14 protein-coding genes and 2 pseudogenes are annotated in these 19515 nt (G+C 43.6%); 7 read left to right on the top strand and 9 right to left on the bottom strand.

Translation table 11 applies throughout. From position 1 onward, the window contains the following. Positions 1 to 21: 21 nt before the first annotated feature. Positions 22 to 732 carry a CBS domain-containing protein gene (locus NSQ68_RS09635; protein ID WP_342428700.1) on the bottom strand — a complete coding sequence of 237 codons (711 nt, stop codon included), beginning with the start codon at positions 730 to 732 and terminating at the stop codon, positions 22 to 24. Positions 733 to 918: 186 nt separating this feature from the next. On the opposite strand from NSQ68_RS09635, the gene fsa reads away from it, so the two are divergent. From fsa to NSQ68_RS09620, 3 genes are all read left to right on the top strand, one after another. Next, positions 919 to 1566, top strand: coding sequence for a fructose-6-phosphate aldolase (gene fsa, locus NSQ68_RS09630; protein WP_013309811.1), 648 nt, complete (start codon positions 919 to 921; stop codon positions 1564 to 1566). 202 nt (positions 1567 to 1768) lie between these two features. Then, entirely contained in the window at positions 1769 to 2224 is a 456-nt protein-coding gene (locus NSQ68_RS09625; RefSeq protein WP_272640448.1) for a MarR family transcriptional regulator, read from the top strand. A gap of 1 nt (position 2225) precedes the next feature. Continuing rightward, a complete protein-coding gene (locus NSQ68_RS09620) occupies positions 2226 to 3425 on the top strand; it encodes an MFS transporter (protein ID WP_342428699.1) in 1200 nt (399 codons plus the stop codon). 93 nt (positions 3426 to 3518) lie between these two features. Here NSQ68_RS09620 and NSQ68_RS09615 read toward each other — a convergent pair whose 3' ends face one another. Together NSQ68_RS09615 and NSQ68_RS09610 are read right to left on the bottom strand one after the other, a co-directional pair. Beyond that, entirely contained in the window at positions 3519 to 4829 is a 1311-nt protein-coding gene (locus tag NSQ68_RS09615) for an MFS transporter (protein WP_342428698.1), read from the bottom strand. Positions 4830 to 4919: 90 nt separating this feature from the next. Continuing rightward, on the bottom strand, positions 4920 to 6638 hold the full coding sequence (locus tag NSQ68_RS09610) for a HAMP domain-containing methyl-accepting chemotaxis protein (protein ID WP_342428697.1): 1719 nt from the start codon (positions 6636 to 6638) through the stop codon (positions 4920 to 4922). Between the two features lie 272 nt (positions 6639 to 6910). Between NSQ68_RS09610 and NSQ68_RS09605 the strand changes: the two genes are divergently transcribed. After that, positions 6911 to 7864, top strand: coding sequence for a serine hydrolase (locus tag NSQ68_RS09605; protein ID WP_342428696.1), 954 nt, complete (start codon positions 6911 to 6913; stop codon positions 7862 to 7864). A 144-nt stretch (positions 7865 to 8008) separates the two neighbouring features. Here the strand turns inward: NSQ68_RS09605 and yicI are convergent, their stop codons facing one another. Continuing rightward, a complete protein-coding gene (gene yicI, locus NSQ68_RS09600; RefSeq protein WP_342428695.1) occupies positions 8009 to 10333 on the bottom strand; it encodes an alpha-xylosidase in 2325 nt (774 codons plus the stop codon). A gap of 181 nt (positions 10334 to 10514) precedes the next feature. Between yicI and NSQ68_RS09595 the strand changes: the two genes are divergently transcribed. After that, positions 10515 to 11435 (top strand): AraC family transcriptional regulator, encoded by a 921-nt coding sequence (locus NSQ68_RS09595; protein WP_342428694.1) that lies wholly within the window; start codon positions 10515 to 10517, stop codon positions 11433 to 11435. Between the two features lie 15 nt (positions 11436 to 11450). On the opposite strand, the gene brnQ is transcribed toward NSQ68_RS09595, so the two are convergent. After that, positions 11451 to 12809: a branched-chain amino acid transport system II carrier protein gene (gene brnQ, locus NSQ68_RS09590; protein WP_342428693.1), complete on the bottom strand. Its 1359-nt coding sequence runs from the start codon at positions 12807 to 12809 to the stop codon at positions 11451 to 11453. A gap of 790 nt (positions 12810 to 13599) precedes the next feature. Here brnQ and NSQ68_RS09585 point away from each other — a divergent pair. Next, on the top strand, positions 13600 to 14874 hold the full coding sequence (locus NSQ68_RS09585; RefSeq protein WP_307349674.1) for an oligosaccharide MFS transporter: 1275 nt from the start codon (positions 13600 to 13602) through the stop codon (positions 14872 to 14874). 94 nt (positions 14875 to 14968) lie between these two features. On the opposite strand, the gene NSQ68_RS09580 is transcribed toward NSQ68_RS09585, so the two are convergent. Then, a complete protein-coding gene (locus NSQ68_RS09580) occupies positions 14969 to 16672 on the bottom strand; it encodes a methyl-accepting chemotaxis protein (RefSeq protein ID WP_307349672.1) in 1704 nt (567 codons plus the stop codon). 30 nt (positions 16673 to 16702) lie between these two features. After that, positions 16703 to 17980: an ABC transporter substrate-binding protein gene (locus NSQ68_RS09575; protein ID WP_342428692.1), complete on the bottom strand. Its 1278-nt coding sequence runs from the start codon at positions 17978 to 17980 to the stop codon at positions 16703 to 16705. A gap of 242 nt (positions 17981 to 18222) precedes the next feature. Here NSQ68_RS09575 and NSQ68_RS09570 point away from each other — a divergent pair, with 242 nt between their 5' ends. Then, positions 18223 to 19071, top strand: a complete 849-nt coding sequence (locus NSQ68_RS09570) for a copper amine oxidase N-terminal domain-containing protein (protein WP_342428691.1) — start codon at positions 18223 to 18225, stop codon at positions 19069 to 19071. Positions 19072 to 19093: 22 nt separating this feature from the next. Here NSQ68_RS09570 and NSQ68_RS09565 read toward each other — a convergent pair. Together NSQ68_RS09565 and NSQ68_RS09560 are read right to left on the bottom strand one after the other, a co-directional pair. Next, a pseudogene (locus NSQ68_RS09565) lies at positions 19094 to 19234 on the bottom strand (Darcynin 2); the annotation flags it as partial. Then, positions 19231 to 19466: pseudogene (locus tag NSQ68_RS09560) on the bottom strand (Crp/Fnr family transcriptional regulator); the annotation flags it as partial. The pseudogenes NSQ68_RS09565 and NSQ68_RS09560, both read right to left, overlap by 4 nt. Positions 19467 to 19515: the final 49 nt, after the last annotated feature.

Raw genomic sequence — 19515 nt, 5'->3', positions numbered from 1 at the left:
CAAGGCCCCCTTACTTATGTTTTACGTTTTTTCTTCTGTCAAGCTCAGAATGGCGTTCATGATGTCCGTTTTCGTAACCCGTCCTACCAACCCCTGAATTGGAATTGAGGAGCTACATTGCTCGTCCAAGACTGGAAGACAATTGACCTGATGCCGAATCAGTTTCGATATCGCTTCCAGTAAAGTGTCTTCTGGAGCAAGCGTCGTCATTTGGGCCCGGCGCGTCATTGCCATGGTCACCGGGACGGTGTGAAGATCGGTATGCCCCAACATGACCTTCAGCAAATCCTTGCGGGTAACAATTCCAATGAGCTCCTGCTCCTCCCCTGTGACCATCAGCGTGCCTGTATTTTGCTGAAACAGCATCAGCACCGCATCATAGGCGGTAGTGTCACCGGAAATCAAAATCGGATCACTAAGTATATCCGCCACAGTCAGCTTTTTGAGCATATTGCCGATATGACTATCATATTTGGGGTAACGTCCTGGGAGGTAGCCTACCTTCGGCTTGGCATCCACCAGCCCGAGCATAACGAGCAGAGCAAGGTCAGAACGGAGAGTCGGACGTGTCAGTCCCAGTGTTTCAGCAATTTTATCCCCCGTAACAGGTGCCAGACGCCGGACAATATCAACAATTTCCTGCTGTCTTTCAGACAGTTGAATAATGATTACCTCCTTATGGAGTGGGGTAGTATACATTATAAGTGAGCATGGATCGGTAAATTTCAGCATCTTCCGACAATTCATCAAATTTTAATCATACACAGCTTGTTTTCAAATTTAAAATGTGTCACAATTAAGAATGTAATACATACTAATTATAAGTTTAACGTGTGCAATATGCTACATTTATAATGAACTATTGTACATCGCATGTGATATGTATTATGTATTATATAAACCTGAGGAGGAAATCAAATGAAATTTTTCTTGGATACTGGTAACATTGAAGAAATCAAACGTATTGAACGTTTGGGTCTGGTTGATGGTGTAACAACGAACCCTTCACTGATCGCTAAGGAAGGTCGAGTGTTCAAGGAAGTCATTCAGGAGATTTGCAGTATCGTTGAAGGTCCCGTAAGTGCTGAGGTTATTGGTCTGAAGGCTGAAGATATGCTCAAAGAAGCATATGATATCGCCAAGTGGGCACCGAACGTGGTTATCAAGCTTCCTATGACCGAAGACGGCTTGTACGCTTGTAACGAGCTGACCAAGAACGGAATCAAAACGAATGTAACACTGATTTTCTCCGCGGCTCAAGGTTTGATGGCAGCCAAAGCTGGCGCTACTTTTATCAGCCCGTTCGTAGGACGTCTGGATGATATCGCTGTTGATGGCATGAAGCTGATTCGTGAACTGAGACAAATTTTGGACATTCATGGTCTGAAATCCGAAATCATCGCCGCATCCATCCGTAATATTAAGCATGTGGAAGATGCTGCTCTGTCTGGTGCACATATTGCCACCATTCCAGGTTCCTTGCTTCCTTCTCTGTGGAAACACCCGCTGACAGACAGTGGTATCGAACGCTTCCTGAAGGACTGGGAAACTGTACCTAAAGCTTAATTCGCTAGTCATGGCAAAACGATACTATATCAACCCAAACAGCCCGTATTTTACGGGCTGTTTTTTATTTTGACTTTAGTGATGGCAGAACCCAAAACGCTGAACAACTTTTTTTGACAAAATAACTTGTTGTTCATATAATTGTTATAACAACTAATTAATTTCGAAGTAATTTATGTACGGGAAACAGAAAGGAGTACCTATGAATAACTTGCCTCCCGATTGTTCCATTGGGATGTTGCTCGGGATTACTCACCGCAAAATGAGTCAGCAGCTCTTGCAGCGCCTCAAACCTTATGATATTTCCCCAGAGCAATGGTCGGTTCTGTACCAAATCTATCAGGCTGAGGGTTTAAATCAGAAAGAAATTGCAGCTAAGGCCGTAAAGGACCAGCCTACCACGACTCGAATTATTGATTTGTTGGACAAGAAGGGCTGGGTACGACGTGTAAATAGCCCACAGGATCGTCGGGCCTATCTGCTTCATTTGACTGAAGCAGGCCGACAGCTTGTGGAGGAGACTCTTCCTGTCGAACTTGATGCTAATCACGATTTTGTAAAAGGAATTTCCTCGGCCGATCTGAAGCAATTCCGCCAGACTCTTTTACAAATTCACGCCAACATGACCGAATCAGAAAAACAAGGAGAGAACGATTAATATGCAACAAGGCAAGCAACCTCTTTGGACCAAGGAATTTATCGTTCTTACGGTTTCCAATTTATTTTTGTTTTTGGAATTACAGATGATCCTATCTTCCATTCCTTCTTATGTGAAAAATACATTCCACGCTAGTTCCGTTCAGGTGAGTCTCGTTACCACCCTATTCGCTTTAAGTGCGATTGCAGCACGACTCTTTTCAGCCCGTATGCTGGAAAAAGGACATCGCAGTACCTTGATCTTCGTGGGCCTGCTGTTCGCATTGGCAGGAACGCTGGGGTACAGTGTTTCGCCGACGATTACAGTGCTTCTGCTCATGCGGATGTTATTTGGGATCGGCTTCGGTATGAGTAGTACGGCCTTTCCAACGATGGCCTCTGACGTCATCCCGCCCAAACGTCTCGGTGAAGGAATGGGCTTCTTTAGTCTGTCCACCAGTCTGGCGATGTCGATTGGGCCAACCATCGGTATTTCGATGCTGCAATACGGGAGTTTTAACCTGCTTGCCTATACGACAGCAGCTGTAATTGTTGTGATATTCCCGTTGGCTTACTGGCTGATCCGTACACTACCCAAAGGGCACATCGAACCACCTATGGTTCCTTTGGAAGAAGGGCGAAAACCGGCATTTAACCGTAAATTGTGGGTTCCCGCCTTGTTGAATATGCTGATGTCTATCACATATGGTGGATTACTCGGCTTTATGGCGCTTTACGGGGATGAAGCAAATCTGGCGCACCCGGCCTACTTTTTTCTGTTTAATGCAGTATCCGTGCTGATCGTGCGTCCCTTCTCGGGCCGTATTTACGACAAAAAAGGGGCAAAAGCACTGCTCATCCCTGGCTCCCTGTTTTTAATTGGCGGTCTAATCCTGCTTTCCTACGCGCACAGTGATGTCTTCATGTATATGTCTGCTCTTTGCTACGGTTTCGGGTTTGGTGTCATGCAGCCGACCCTGCAAACCTGGATGATTCAGGTCGTGTCTCCTAAACAGAGGGGTATGGCAAACGGTATGTTTCTCAATTCCCTCGATTTCGGGGTTGCAGCCGGAGCACTTATACTTGGCATTATCGCCAAAGCAAGTGATTATGCGTGGATGTACCGTCTTTCTTCGCTGTTTATTGTACTGTTCTTACTGATCTATGTCATACAAATCGTTGTGAGCCACAAGCCTAAGACGCATCTCCCTCTAGAAGGGTAAGACTATATTTTACAAATGAATATTAGCTTTTACTTGCTTAGTTATCAAAAACACCCGTTGCCATGGTTTCATGGACAATGGGTGCTTTTTCATTTATTTCGCAGGAGTTTTGCGTCTTAGCTTGGGAGAAAGAGGCTTTTCTCGGGACACGCTTGTTTGCTCCTCATCTACACTCATACGGTCCGTGGATTTGTCATCTGTGGGTTCATCCTGTTTGGGTCTGACCGCAAACAGCATCAGCAGAGCTGCAATGCCTCCCACTGCGGCCATCACGCCAAAGAGCAGACCATGTCCACTGCTGCCCAGCAGCAAAGATACAACCGGAGGACCTAGTGATACCCCGACAAAGCGCATGCTGCTATAGAGGGCAGTAATGGTTCCGCGTTCCTCTTTTTCAATTCCCTTTGTAATGAGAGAATCCAAACAAGGCAGTGCGAGCCCAATTCCGCCGCCCCCTAACGTAAACAGTCCGATCACCGCATAAATATTTTGGATAAATCCGAGAATGGCAAAGCTGATCGTCAATATGGCCAAACCACTAAAACCGATCCACTTCATGCGCTTTTTGTGCTTGCCGATGACCTTGCCTCCTATATAAGAGCACAGACAGAGGGAAATCAGTGGAATGGCTAACACAAAACCTTTCCACACTCCATGGAGATTGTAACGACTTTCCAAGATGTCGGATAAGTAGAACAAGACGCCAAAAATGACAAACATACAAATGCCGCCCATAGCGAAAATAGCATAGAGCCAGCGTCCTTTTTCGGCAAGCACTCGCTTCACATTTCCCACAAACTCCCGAAACATAATCGGTTGGTTGTTACGCTTAGGCACATGGATCAGCCAAAGCACCAAAATGAGCGAAATCAGACAGAGGCCTGGAATCACTGCCAGTGGCAAAAACCATAGAACAGCTCCCAATGCGGCACCGAGTATCGGACTTAGCACTTTGCCAAATGTGTTGTAAGTCTCGACGACCCCCAGGTTCTTACTGGCCTCATCCTCATTTTCGTATAGATCACCCACAAGCGGAATGACTATAGGAAAAGCCCCTGCCGCTCCCGCACCCTGAAGCAGACGGCCTGCAATAATGGTCCAGTATGCTGCCGAATCGTGAAGCAGCCATGCTCCTGCCGCAGAAATTCCCCCACCAATCACCGTCAGAATCAGACAGGGAACAATCACCGCCTTACGGCCAAATCGGTCGGAGAGATAGCCCGCAATCGGTATCAGTAAAATGGCCACCACCGCATATACTGTAATCAACATGCTAATCCGAAAAGAGCTTACATGTAGCTTACGTCCGATTTCCGGTAACACAGGAATCAGCATGGAATTACCCAGCGTCATCATCAGCGGGATGGAACCTAACGCAAGCAGATTCCCTTTATTTTGTTGCATCCCGTTACCACCTTTGCAAAAGTAATAACACAGCTGTTCTGATTCGTTCAACAGATGTTATTGTGTTTACATTGGTGAGGTTTTATGCGGCTATACTTTAAATCCACCGACCCTTGCATTCAGCAGTTGCGACATATCCGCCAGTGTATGAATAGATGATGCGATTTCCTCCATGGAAGCCAGTTGCTCTTCAGCCGCCGCACTGACGCTTTGGGTTCCCCCTGCCGACTGCTCTGCTACTTCACGAATTCGTTCTACTGCTTCCACCATTCGCTCGGATCCGCCGGACATTTGTTCTACGGACCGGTTTACACTGTGAATCTGTTCGCTGACCTGTTGAATGGAACTCCCAATCTGACGAAATGCGGTTTCTGCGGATTGCATGACCTTTACGCCAGACTGCACTTCAACCGTCCCTGTCTGCATACTGGAAGCGACATTTCCAACATGCTCCTGAATATTTTGCACAAATTGTGTGATTTCTGCTGCTGAAACCGATACCTGCTCGGCCAATCTTCTTACCTCAGAGGCTACAACTGCAAATCCTTTGCCCTGCTCTCCGGCTCTTGCCGCTTCAATCGACGCGTTGAGCGCCAGCATTCCTGTCTGTTTAGCAATTCCAGTAATAACAGCTCCAATCATGCCAATCTGTTCGGCCTGTTCACTAAGTGAACGTACAGCACGTGCAGAGCTGTCTACACTTTCGCTTACCTTCTCCATCTGACGCATAGCCTGACCTATAGATTGTTCCCCTGCTTCTGCATCTTTAGCGGCTGTATCAGACAACTCATATACCTGCTGGCTCGTAGCTGCAATATGCTCCAGTTCGTGGGCAAGCTCTTTCACGGTATCTGTAGTTTGTGTGATATCATCAACCTGATGCTCCATACCAGCCGCTAGTTCTTCCATTACACCGGAAGTATGACGATTGGCCTGATTCATTTCCTCTGTACTTACGCTAACCCGCTCTGCGGTTACGGTTAATGTACGCGCCGTATCCTGTGCATCCACTATAATACTGCGGAACCCCTCAATAAGCTTGTTGTAGGAGCTTGCAATCATACCGATTTCGTCTTTGGACGTAATATCCAGTCGGCTACGCAAATCTCCCCCACCCTCAGACATTTCCAACAGCTGCTCATTCATATGGTGTAATGGACGAATTGAACGAATCAGAACGATGGATTGAAAAATACTGTAAATGATAACTAGAAGTCCTACAATACTCGTAATCAAGGATGTATTCGTCATCGTTTGGTGCGCTTGCTGTACTTTCACCGTCACCATATCCTCTTGAGCTTTGACGAAGGCTACTACCTTGGTATCAAGTTGCTTGCGCAACACCCGTTCGTTTTCAAAATCATCGAGCAAATCAGAAAATGGCGGGAAACCATCATCTCTTGTACTCTGATACCCCGCTGTAGTCAGTAAACGATGAACTTGATTCATATAGGTATTAATCCCCGTCTTGAGATCAGTCATCTTTTTACTAGAATCCTCATTGCCTGTACTAAGCAGAGCTTCTGTTTCCTGTAGCAACTTTACAACTTCACTTTGCTTGTTTCCGATCTCTTTCCCATACTGTTCATCACGAGTTAGCAAATATGCCCGCTCATCATTAGATATGCCGTTTAACAAAAATTGAAGAGACTTCGAGTTATACGCAATAGCCTCTTCACGATTCATAATATCCTTGTACTCATTCTCACTATGTACGCTTAAAATGTAATTGGTCAGCAGCATAGCTGCAATCACACTCGGGATCAGTATCGCGCTAAGAATCATTTTGGCCTTAATCGTTAAATTCATGAATCGGTCCCCCAGTTATTTCTGAATAAAATGTCCAACTTACTATATATCGTTTTATTCGATTGTTTTTTTGAATGAAATAGAAAATAGTGTATAGATTTTTAAATATATTTGTGTCTATTCAGTGAACATATATATCTTTTTTAATATCAAAAAACAAAAAAATTCAAAATTAGGGAAATGACTATTTTCAGTTTGTACTCTTCGAATTTTGACTATAAAAAAATGATATACTATGTATTGGAATGCCATAAGCCTCAAGGAGGATCTGCATGAACAGTCTGGAACTCAAACCGCTTATTCACGTGCTTAACGAGTTGGAAACCCGCAGCTGCCTTATTGAGCAGCAGGGTAACATGGTCATGAATTACTATCGTGAACCTCAAATTGCTAACGAACTCTATAAAATAAATTCCTGTACCAAAAGCGTTGTTTCTGCATTAGTTAGTATCGCTATGAACCAGCAACGGGGACCGAAACCCGAGACGCCGATCCTCGAATTCTTTCCCAAGTTGGCCACAGATAGTGATTCTCGTAAGCGTGATATTACGATTGAACATCTGCTGACGATGTCTGCAGGCTTTAACTGGACGGAATTTGGCGGACAAAATTCTTTTCCTACCATGAGCAAAACGTCAGACTGGGTGCAATTTGTGCTTTCACAGCCATTATCGGATGTGCCAGGCACGCGAATGGAGTACAGTTCTGGCTGTTCTCAACTTTTGGCCACCATACTACGTCATGTTTCTGGACAAACAGTTGCTGAATTTGCCGAGCAGCAATTATTCCAACCGCTCGGTATCGAAAGCTACCATTGGGAAACCGATCCTCAGGGCACTCATACGGGAGGCTTCGGACTGCATCTCAGGCCAATGGACATGCTCAAATTCGGGCGGCTTTACCTGAATGAAGGAGGCTGGGAAGGACGGCAGATCATCCAAGCAGAGACGGTCCGATGTTCAACCCATCCGTTTCTTCCTGCTGCCAAACCACAAAAAGCATTTTACGGATGGCACTGGTGGACTTCTTCCTTTTCAGATGGAACAGAGACAGGAACTGAAACGGACTATTTTTACGCTCTCGGCTTTGGGGGGCAATATATTGTTGTCGTCCCGTCGTATGACATGGTTGTTGTCGTTACCGCCGATAAATTTAAAAAGAAACGGACTCCTGTGGATATTTTCCGGCAGTATATTGTACCGCTGCTACTCCAGCACAATGGATAGGAGTAGATACCCGATGCTAAAAGTTGCAACGGATTCTCTCAAAAATCTGCATCAAAAAGGGCTTGCCTGTTGGATCAGGCAAGCCCTTTCTTTGCATATAATCGCTACATTGTGACATATTTCATCCACTTTCTAGCGCCTTACCTAGCCCAAGTGAATAGTAAGCTCTTGCTGTCCGCTGGAAGCTGGTGTAATGATTACACCCTGTTCTCCCGGCTGGCTGCTGCCTTCCTCCACTTGAACAGCCTCGTGGATACCGCGCAGGACGATCGACCATGGTTTAACAGCACCTTCTGCCTTCACCTTAATGACAGAATCCTTGCGGCTGGCAATAACCGTTAGCTCTTCTTCACCTGAGGTATTCACGATAACCGTTCGAGCCTGTTGCCCCTCACCAAGCTCAAACAAATGAAGCGCCACTTGATCAGCATAATCATAATCCGGACGACTGTCCTCATGACCGATTGCCAACAGTGTGTTCGGCTTCACGAGCACAGGCAAAGTTGTAAAATCATGATGCTCGTTAACCCAACGACCACCTGACACGCTCTCATTCGTAAGCAAATTTGTCCACTGACCCTCTGGTACATAATACTGTACATTGCCTTCTTTATTAAAGATTGGGGCTACCAAAATGGAATCCCCCAGCATGTATTGCAGATCCAGTGTTGCACAGGTTGGGTCCTGCGGGAATTCCAATACCATAGCCCGCATCATCGGCAGTCCCTTTACCGAGGATTCCACAGCAGAAGGATACAGGTATGGCATTAGCGAGCATTTGAGTTTTGTAAAGCTACGCACCACATCCACTGATTCTTCGTCAAATAGCCAAGGCACGCGATAGGATTCGTTTCCGTGCAGACGGCTATGGGAGGACAGAAGTCCAAATTGTACCCAACGTTTGTACACGTCCGGCGCAGCCGTTAACTCAAAGCCACTAATATCATGGCTCCAAAAGCCGAAGCCGCTCAAACCAAGCGACAAACCGCCTCGTAAGGATTCCGCCATCGACTCATACGTCGACGAGCAGTCTCCTCCCCAGTGAACCGGGAACTGTTGCCCCCCGGCTGTAGCGGAACGTGCAAATAACGCGGCTTCATTTTTACCCAGCTTTTCCTCCAGCACATCAAATACAGCCTTGTTGTACAAATGCGTATAATAATTATGCATCTTCATTGGATCAGATCCGTCATGATATACCACATGGGTAGGGATGCGCTCGCCAAAATCAGTTTTGAAGCAATCTACCCCCTGATCTACCAACACCTTCAGCTTATCCTGGTACCAGGCGACTGCAGCCGGATTCGTGAAGTCAACCAGCCCCATCCCCGCCTGCCACATATCCCATTGCCACACGCCACCATCTGCGGTTTTGACCAGATAACCATTCTCCATACCTTCATCAAACAAAATGGATTTTTCAGCAATATACGGATTGATCCATGCACAAATTTTGAGACCCTTTGCCTTCAATCTTTGCAGCATGCCTTCCGGGTCTGGGAACATGTCTTGATCCCACTGGAAATCGCACCATTGGTATTCCTTCATCCAGAAACAATCAAAATGGAATACCGAGAGTGGCAGATCCCGCTCAGCCATCCCGTCCACAAAATGGTTCACTGTCGCTTCATCATAATCTGTTGTGAACGAAGTGGTCAGCCACAAACCAAAGGTCCAGGCTGGTGGTAATGCTGGCTTACCCGTCAGCTTGGTGTAATTGTCCAGTACCTCTTTAGGGTTAGCTCCACCAATAATAAAATACTCTAACGATTCGCCGGAGACGCTAAACTGAACCTTTGATACATTTTCCGATGCAATCTCATAGGATACCTTTTCCGGATGGTTGACAAACACACCATACCCTTTATTAGATAGATAAAATGGAATGTTTTTATATGCCTGCTCACTGCTGGTCCCGCCATCTTCATTCCAGATATCAACCACTTGGCCATTTTTTACGAACGGAGTGAAACGCTCTCCAAGTCCGTATACGTACTCACCGATGCCCAGCTCCAGCTGTTCCCGGAAAAAAGGCTGATCCTGCGGGTCTGTAATATAGCCTGGTCCCCGATGTCCGCTGCCTGTGACTTTGCGATCCTCGACATAAAAGCCTACGTCCCAGCTCTTCCCACGGCCGACTCGTACACTCAGATCGCCGCTTTTCAGTACCGCTGCGTCCTCATCCACCGTAATGTCCACCTCTGTTGGCAAGGTGTGAATTTCAAAATTCGGTCCCAGATGCACCCGTCCCTTATGGTGGTTCAGACGCACCTGAATGACATTCGGCATAGGCGAGCTGTAGGTCGCTTTCAGCAACGCTCCGTTCAGTGTATCTCCTTTGTGCTCGATCCGGTGGGTTGCTGCATATACCGTCATGGAAGCATCGTCCGTCACGATATCACGGATTTCAGCAGGATTTTGTATTTCATAGCCCTTGCGAACCAACCAATAGCCATCTGTAAATTTCATCTGTTCCTTCCTCCGTCTCAATCTTTATATTCTTGATTCCAAATCGCTTGTTGGATTTTTTCGAAATCCTTACTATAATAATATTGATTTATGTAAGGGTTTACTTCTTTTATTTTGACGTATTATATCAGTATTTTGATGTTTTCTATATAAATCAGTTAGCAGAAAAGGAGTCATAGAAATGCAAAGGGAAATGTTGCGGGAAAACCGCATTCACGGCAATCCCATGTATCCGGTCAGCGTATATCCGAGCGTAGAGCAGTTAAATGGAAATAGTGTACTGGAATCCCATTGGCATGAGGAGATGGAGTTTATCGTAGTGGAACAGGGGAGCGCCGTATTTCAGACGGATATGGTCTATACGGAGGTGAACGAAGGTGAAGCTCTTTTTGTCAACAGCGGCGAGCTTCACGCAGGTTATTTACAAAAAAGCGCTCGTTGCGTATTTTCTGCGGTGGTGTTTCACCCCGACATACTGCACAGCCGCACGCAAGATACGGTGCAGACGCAGTTTATTGACCCATTTATCAGTAAAAAGCTTGTCCCTCCCCCCCACATTCGCGGCGTGCAGCCCTGGGAGCAAGAGGTGCTGGCTGCATTGCGACACATTATCACCAGCCATGAACAGAATGCGCCTGCCCGTGAACTGGCGACCAAGGCACAGCTCTATAGCATGATCGCCTGCCTGTACCCACACATGACCCCCGCTAACGGAGAGGATGTGATTATGGCGGGTCAACGCAACAAAGTTGAACGGATCAAAAAAGCGTTGGCGTATATCAACAGTCATGCTCATGAGCCTATACGTTTACGGGAAATCGCAGATGAGATTGGAATGAGTGAGGGGCATTTTTGCCGTTTTTTTAAGCAGATGGTTCAGAAAAGCCCGGTAGAATATATCAACTATCATCGGATTCAAAAGGCTTGCAGGTTGCTGGAGCAAAGTGATCGCAAAGTGGTTGATATTGCGCTGGATGTTGGTTTTGACAATCTAAGCTATTTTATTGCGACCTTTAAAAAATGGAAAGGCCTGACCCCTTCGCAGTACCGTAAGCAGCACGAAGCAGATCAGGCGCTTGCTGTCCCTTATATAACAGACTAATATGCATAGGATAAATCATTTGTTTTTTTTGGGCTTCATAAGTACTAAAATTATTTTTCTTCCTCTTAATTTAGTAAATATGTAGCCAGCTACACCTCCCAAAACAGAGGGAATTAACCACCCTAACCCTACATTATATAATGGAAGAGAACGGGTGAAAAAATCATTAATTACATTAATTTTTATTCCAGCAGCATTCAAACCATCAAATAAACTAATGATAAAGGTTAATATCAAACTGCCTTGATATACTTCTGACTTTCCTTTAAATACGGGATGTAAAAAAGTTAAAAATATTAGAGAAATAGCAATAGGATATATTGCCATTAATACTGGCGTTGAAACCTTAATGAGCTGTGTTAAACCTATATTGGCTACAAGGGTACTAAATATAGATAACATGAGAGCGACTCTTTTGTAGGATATTTTGGGAAATAAACCATGAAAAAAGGAAGAGCAGGAAGTGATAAGCCCCACACTTGTCGTTAAACACGCTACTGTAATCATTAAGCCTAATAGAATAGATCCATAAGATCCAAAATAATAGGAGGAAACCTTAGCTAATACCTCAGCACCATTTCCTAAAATGCCCAATTTCTCAACACTAGAAGCTCCCATGTATGAAAGAGACGTATAGATAAAAGCTAAGAGTATAATCGCAATTGCTATCGCTTTGCCACAAATGATCATCAGCTCTTTTTTTGTAGTAACCCCTCTATCCTTAATTGCATTCACAATGATAATTCCAAAAATAAAGGCTACAAGAGCGTCCAATGTTAAATAACCCTCTTGAAAGCCTTTAAAAAAGACATTGGATGTATAACCCTCCGCAGGTTCTTGGAATTTTCCTATTGGGTGAATAATAGCTACAATCACAAGTAATCCAATGAATGTCAATTTAATGGGTGTTAGGAACTTTCCGATGACATCAATAATTTTTGTAGGATTAAGTGACAACAAACATGCAACTGCAAAAAAAAGGATAGTAAATACAAAAAGTGCGACAGGATGATCTGCATTGTCTGAAAAAAAAGGTTTTACTCCAATTTCAAATGACACACTACCGGTTCTAGGAATTGCATATAAAGGCCCGATGGCTAGATAAAGGATTGTTGTAAAGACAAGACCGAATACAGGATGTACACGACTCGCTAAAGTTTGCAAATTGCTTTTGCCCGAAAAAACAAAGGCTGTGACGGCTAGTAATGGTAAGCCGACACCGGTAACCAAGAAACCCGCATTGGCTATCCATACATTCTTTCCGGCCATTTGCCCAAGCATAGGTGGAAAGATTAGATTCCCTGCACCAAAAAATAAGGCAAATAGCATTGATCCTATAATGATAATAAAGGACGTAGAAACACTTTTAGACATAATAAATCCTCCAACCACGAACTCACAACATTTTGTTTTTATTCGTTTTCTTTTAATTTTTATAATATATGTTAATAGGAACGTAGCCAATTGTTGCATTCAAAGAACGGTATCTGATTGCCTAGAGTATGTAAACTCATGCTTTCCACAAAAAATGCTCACTTCGATCTAAAATGATCAGCATCAATCAGGGACAGCCATAAACTGTCCGTATTCTTGATTCGCATCCTGCTTCTATCTGGATGTTAGCAATGTCTATTGAACCTAGTGATAACCTGTGCCTTTAGATAAGCGGATTTCGTCTTAACTCATCGTTACACAATACTCTATATATGATCACTGTTTCAAGTAACTTTGTACTTGCAAAAATGAATCATTTCATCCCCTTGCATTTGCATTTATGAGGCTACCCTATATTTCTCCTCCTACTTAGTGAGCATAATGAACTATAAGAGAATTTTACACGTAGGACTTATTTCTTACAAGACACAGATGTAGTTACACACACACGGTAGGTCTCGTAAAAGTTTTTAATTACTCCAAACACCCATGTAACAGCGTATCTCCATTTTAGATTTCTTTAAAATCATCATATTCTTCATCTCTATTCGAAAGAGTAATACATAATCTGCCGTTTTAATCGAATCATCAACTGATTGTAATAAGCACAGGAAATCTTGGGAAAATGCCCTATGGAAGCAAGTGAATAATCCTTACAATTAATAGTACAACAATGCATATTGACGTTGAAAATAATTTGAGCGGCTATAATTTGAAGGGGTGCTTAAACATGACGAATTTGGCAAAACGCAACTATTGGTCTCTGAGTATTTTTAACTTCGCTTATCTGTTTACATGGTCTGCCGCCATGTCTTTTTTTGTCATTTGGCTGGGACAAAGCCTGGAAATTTCAGAAACCTACACGGGATTTCTATACGCGGCTAATTCAATCGTCGCCTTGATCATGCAGCCCTTGTTCGGTTACTTATCTGACAAGTTGGGCTTGAGAAAACACCTGCTGTACATACTCTTTACAATCCTTTTGCTCGTTGGACCCTTTTTTATCTATGTATACGGTCCATTGCTTCAAACGCAGTTCGTCATTGGTGCCATTGTTGGTGCGCTATTTATCGGCCTGGTATTTAATGCAGGTAACGGTGTCGTCGATTCGTATATGGACAAAGTTTCGCGTAAATATGGCTTTGAATACGGACGGGTTCGTATGTGGGGTTCACTCGGGTGGGCGGCGGCTACTTTTGTTGCGGGACGGGTCATCAATATCAATGTAAATCTGACCTTCTGGATTGCCTCCGTATCTGCCGTTGTTGCCATGATCTGCATCTTCCTGACCAAAGTCGAAATTTCTGGACAGGAGCAGCAGAAAACAGAATCGTTGAAGCTCATTGATGTGCTGCATCTCGTACGTACCACAAAGTTCTGGTTTCTTATGCTATTCATGGTTGGCGTGACCCAAATTTATGAGGTATATGACCAACAGTTTGCCACATACTTCGTATCGCAGTTCAGTTCCAAAGCGGAAGGAAATCAATTCCTTGGCGATTTGAGCGCTGTGCAGGTTTTCCTGGAATTTGTGTTCCTTTTCGTTACCCCTTGGTTTGTGAACAAAACGACCGCCAAATGGGCATTAATTATTGCCGGGTCGATTATGTCTTTGCGTATTATCGGCTCTTCGCTGCCATTCGGTTCTATATGGGTAGCTGCGATGAAGATGATTCACTCTCTGGAGAAACCGCTTATTCTGGTAGCCATCTTCAAGTACATTACCGTTAACTTTGACCAGCGCTTGTCCTCCACCATGTACCTGCTGTATTTGTTTATGGGCTCCCTGGTGGTTTCCATTTTCTCACCCATTGTCGGGCATATGTATGAAGTATTAAATTTCCCGATTACTTATGTGATTTTGGGTTCCATTGCAGGCCTATTCACCATCATATCCTGCTTTACACTGACAGCAGACAAGAAGAATGGGGAGCGGTATCTGGAAGAACGCCGTAAACAGGATCTGAAAAGAGCAACGAAAAAAGCTGAAGCAGTTCATTCGTAATCTAATGGTTTGAGCTTAACAAAACAGCGGCAGTCTAGGACTTTTTTCTCGTCCAAGGCTGCCGCTCTTAACTCCAGTTGATTTAAAGCTTATTTTAAATCTTGAATACTGACACCGTTTGATTCATCTCTTCCGCCCTCTTGGCAAGCATGTTAGCACCTGCAGACACTTCCTGCATGGATGCAGTAGTTTCCTCGACTACGCTTGCGACTGTTTGAGTAGAATCTGCTGCACGTTCGGAGATTTCAGCAATTTTCTTCATCGATTCCACCATAGAAACGGTCCCTTCATTTACGGATCTTGCCTCTACAGCCGCAGTGTCCACCTCATCGCTCACTTCTTCAACGGCACCTACAATCTCAGAAAAAACGTTACCTACACCTTCGACAAGCATCATGCCTTCATTCAGAGATTGAACACCTTCATTCATTGAAATCACAACTTCATCTGTCCTTAAGGCAATTTCGTTAACCAGAGAAGAGATCTTGCCCGTTGCTTCACTTGCTTGTGCCGACAGATTGCGTACTTCAAAAGCAACAACCGCAAACCCTTTTCCCTGCTCTCCCGCCCTCGCAGCTTCTATACTCGCATTTAGTGAAAGCAAGTTGGTTCGAGCTGCTATATCACGGATCATAGCTGTGATCTGTCTGATCTCCGCAGACTTTTCTCCTAGTATATTTACCACTTCAGCGGATTGAGTTACCTTGGTATGCACATCTCTTATTTGAGAGACAGTAGAAGACATTTGGGTTTTTCCGTTGTTTGCTTTTTCTTGTGCTTGGGTTGTGAGATTTGCCACATTCACAAAGCGATTGGTTATGTTCTCTACACTTTTAGAAACGTCTACCGTGTAATTCAGCGTTTCAGCTATATCTGCAAGCTGTGTCTGAGATCCCTCTGCGACTTGAGTGGCACTTATAGCTATCTGCTCGGTAGCGATGCTTGTCTGTTCCGCACTGGCCGTTAACTGTTCAGCCGTAGAGGCAACCAGTAAGGAATTGTCCACAACTTCCTTTAAAAGGTTGCGCAGTGCATCGCACATTTCATTAAAATCAGATGCCAGTTCCCCGACCTCATCTTTGGATCGGATACTAAGGGGTTCCACTTGCAGGTCCCCCCTCGTTACCAGCTTTATCTGTTCCGCTATCTTTAATATGGGCTTAGTGAACGATTGAGCCAGTAAAAAAGAACCGATAATGCCAAGGATTGTACATATGATAGTCAGCGAAATCATAAACAGTTTACCTGAATGGTAGGAATCACTCGATTGATTAGCAGCGTCCGTGGCATACTGCTCATTGAGTAGCTTCAATTTATTAACGTCATCTAATGCCGCCTTATAAATTGCAGTGTTCCCATGTATGATCATGTAGGCCATCACTTTATCGTTTTCCTCCATTGCAGCGGAAACCACTTTGAGATGGCGAAGATACATTGCCCACTGACCATAAAAGTTGGTGAACAGTTCTTTTTCCTCTGCCGTAGAGGCTAAACTTTGATATTTATTTACACTCTTATCCATTGAAGCTGTAGCTTTGGTTAGTTCCTCTTGATAAGTGCTGCGAACGGCAGCATCCTCTTCGAGTATCATTCGAACGGTGAGTCTATCGATTTCTGTAATCTGCTTATCCATACCCTGAAGAAGAATAACCGCAGGTAAAGACCTGTTATTTACCTTATCGGAAGCCTCCCCCATTTCCGACATCTTAATGACGCCTATTACACTTGAAAGGGACAGTACGATAACCAGTATGAGCGCTGCACTAATTATTTTTTTCTTTAACGTTAATTTAAACACCCTTATCTTCCTCCCGTGACTGGTCTCGTGTCATTCCTGCTGAGCTTTCCAGTATATGCGTATTTGGCGCAACAACTCGGCCTTATCTATCTTTCCACTGATATAGCTTTGGATAGATGCTCCTGTGATGCCCCCATGATCAGGTGGAAGGGTTGCTATAAATGGCAGCGTCTTTCCGCTCGACATATATGACTTGATCGATTTACTCAAAGGATCGGTAGGCACCAAGTCAATATTCTTGAACGCCGGTATAACATTGGCCTTGTTAACCAAAAGTTCTTGTCCGGACTTTTCATATACCAGCCAGTTCAAAAACTTCTTTGCTTCCTCTTGCTGCTGAGGTGTGGTAGTTGTGGAGTCGATGAATATATACTTTGTCACACCAACTGTGATCTTAGCATTGTTAGGATCATCCGTATTATCGTTTAACGGAAGGGGCAAGAAACCGTATTCCTCATTAGCCGTATCATTGCTCTTTATTCCATTCCAAGCCCAGTTGCCCATAAACCAAAGCCCTACCTTGCCCTCTCCCAAAGCTTTGGCTCCATCTTCATACGTACTGTCCAAAGGCAAGTGATTATTGATGTTGTTATCCTTGAGCAGATCTAAAGTTTGTACCCATCCAGACATTACATTGTTCTGGGACATATCGATAGAGTTATTCTGCATACCTTTAACAAACTCCGGAAAACCCCCAGGTTGAACAGAATAAGACAGAGCTAAAAGATGAGAGCCGAGAGACCAGTCCATTGGTGAAAGCATGTCCGGTGCTACTCCCGACCTCTGAATTTTAGCCATTAATGAATTCAGGCTGCTTCTACTTTTTACCGAGGAAGCATCAAAATTCCCCCCTGTTGCTTTGTCCAGTACTTTCTTATTGTAAATTAATCCGTAGCCTTCAACTGCAAATGGAAACCCCAGTACAGCATCATTTTTCTTGACGGTATCAAGTCCATTTTCTATCGTATCGGCTACCCACTTTTCTTTACTTAAATCAATAGCTTTATCCAGGAATGTCTGCGTGTCGCCTGGATCAAGCATCGACATGGTAGCTGGACTTCCTGATCCGTACATCGACATCAGCTTTTGATATGCAGACGTCCCCTCAGGAGCGGTTATAATTTCTAAAGATACTTCAGGGTGCTCTTGATTGTATTGTTTTGCTACTTCCTCTAATTGGGTTTTTATTTCAGATTTAGAATTCAAAAGTGTAATCTTGGTCGTCTGCTGTGATAATGGTGAAGCTGAACAACCTATAAACATAATTAAACATGCTAGAGAAATCGCAACTTTTAGCTGTTTTCTCATTAACTTCCCCCCTAAGGATTTGCTTTCATAAAATTTATGAACAATATTCAATGTTATCGACATAATCCTTCGCGAAGGTTAGAAGTTTTTCGTTGGTAAATATCGGAAGTTAAATAATAGTACAAACAGGTTGTTACGTTAAGTTAACAGACAAGACAGCACAACAAATTTTATCCAGTCGCGTCTTAATATGGGGAAAAGTTACTGAACAACAAATTTAATCAAAAGAGGAGCAATCATTCATGAACAAAGCATTCTTTTGGGTTTTTCTTGCAATCTTTTTATTTATTTCATCATCCACTACTTATGCAGCAGAAAATCAAATCAAAGTTGACGGTGTGACTACTACATCCGATGTGAAGCCCGAAATGAAGAACAACCGTTCAATGGTACCTCTACGTGTTATTAGTGAAAGTTTGGGGGCTAGCGTCGAATGGTCCAATTTCGAGGTTATTCTCGCTAAAAGCGATATGAAAGTAAAATTAGCAATAAACAGAAGCACAGCAGAGAAAAATGGTAAAAAGATACTGATTGATGTAAAACCATATACGAAAAATAATCGTATATATGTTCCACTTCGTTTTATTGCAGAGGCGTTTGGCTGCAATGTCAATTACAGCAACTTTGCAGTGACTATTGATACTAAACCATTGTTCATAAACGGTGTACAGGTAAAAGCATTGCAACATGAATACCATATGTTTATGGGCGGCGTAGTCCAGCAAATTAATGGCAATGCATATAATGAAACCATTTATAATATTTTTGTAAAAAACAAAGGTGAAAAGGTCGAAGCACCTGCAAACTACTCTTGGAGATTCACTATTGACACACTTGGGTCTTATTATAAAAATGCACAATACGATTTCTTAGACCAAAAAGGGAAAAGATTAGCTCGTTTTGATATGTATTCTTTAATAAGTCCTGTTCCATCTGAACTTTCAACAGAATACCCAGAGATTTTAATTCATGACGTATCGAAAGATGAGTGGTATTTGTTTAACGATACTGCCAGAAAATCCATTAATCAGTTAATGGATACCGCTGGGAAAAACGGTTTTCTGACGGTTATAAGTAATACAGTAGTATAATGCGATTCTTTCTTGTTATCGTCGAATCGCGAATTTCTTTCCACATATAGTGATATTGCTTCATATCCTCCGTTTCGCATACGACGAAATCGGTGTAGTCCTTTCCAGGCAGTTCTTCTGCATCAAAAAAACGAACCTGAACATGTTCGCTATATTTTTGAATTGTGCAACTCGTTTGTCCAATCCGGGATACTTAAGAAGAAAGGCATCATAACGTTCCCTAGCAGAAAGAAACAACATTCGCGTTCCCGTTCCTCTTTGCGAATGTACAGTCTCTTCACGCTCTTACGTACGAATCTTTCCCACATATGGCTTGTATCCATAAACTCCTTCAAAACGTGATATGGAATTTCAATAACAACCGAATCTTCCATCGCCTCTATCGTAAAGGTGGATGAACTTTTATAAAGGAATCGAAGATATCTTTTTTGGCTTCGTATATGA

Source organism: Paenibacillus sp. FSL L8-0158, assembly GCF_038592965.1.
GTDB classification, from domain to species: Bacteria; Bacillota; Bacilli; order Paenibacillales; family Paenibacillaceae; genus Paenibacillus; species Paenibacillus polymyxa_D.
This window is presented reverse-complemented; position numbering and strand designations above follow the sequence as displayed.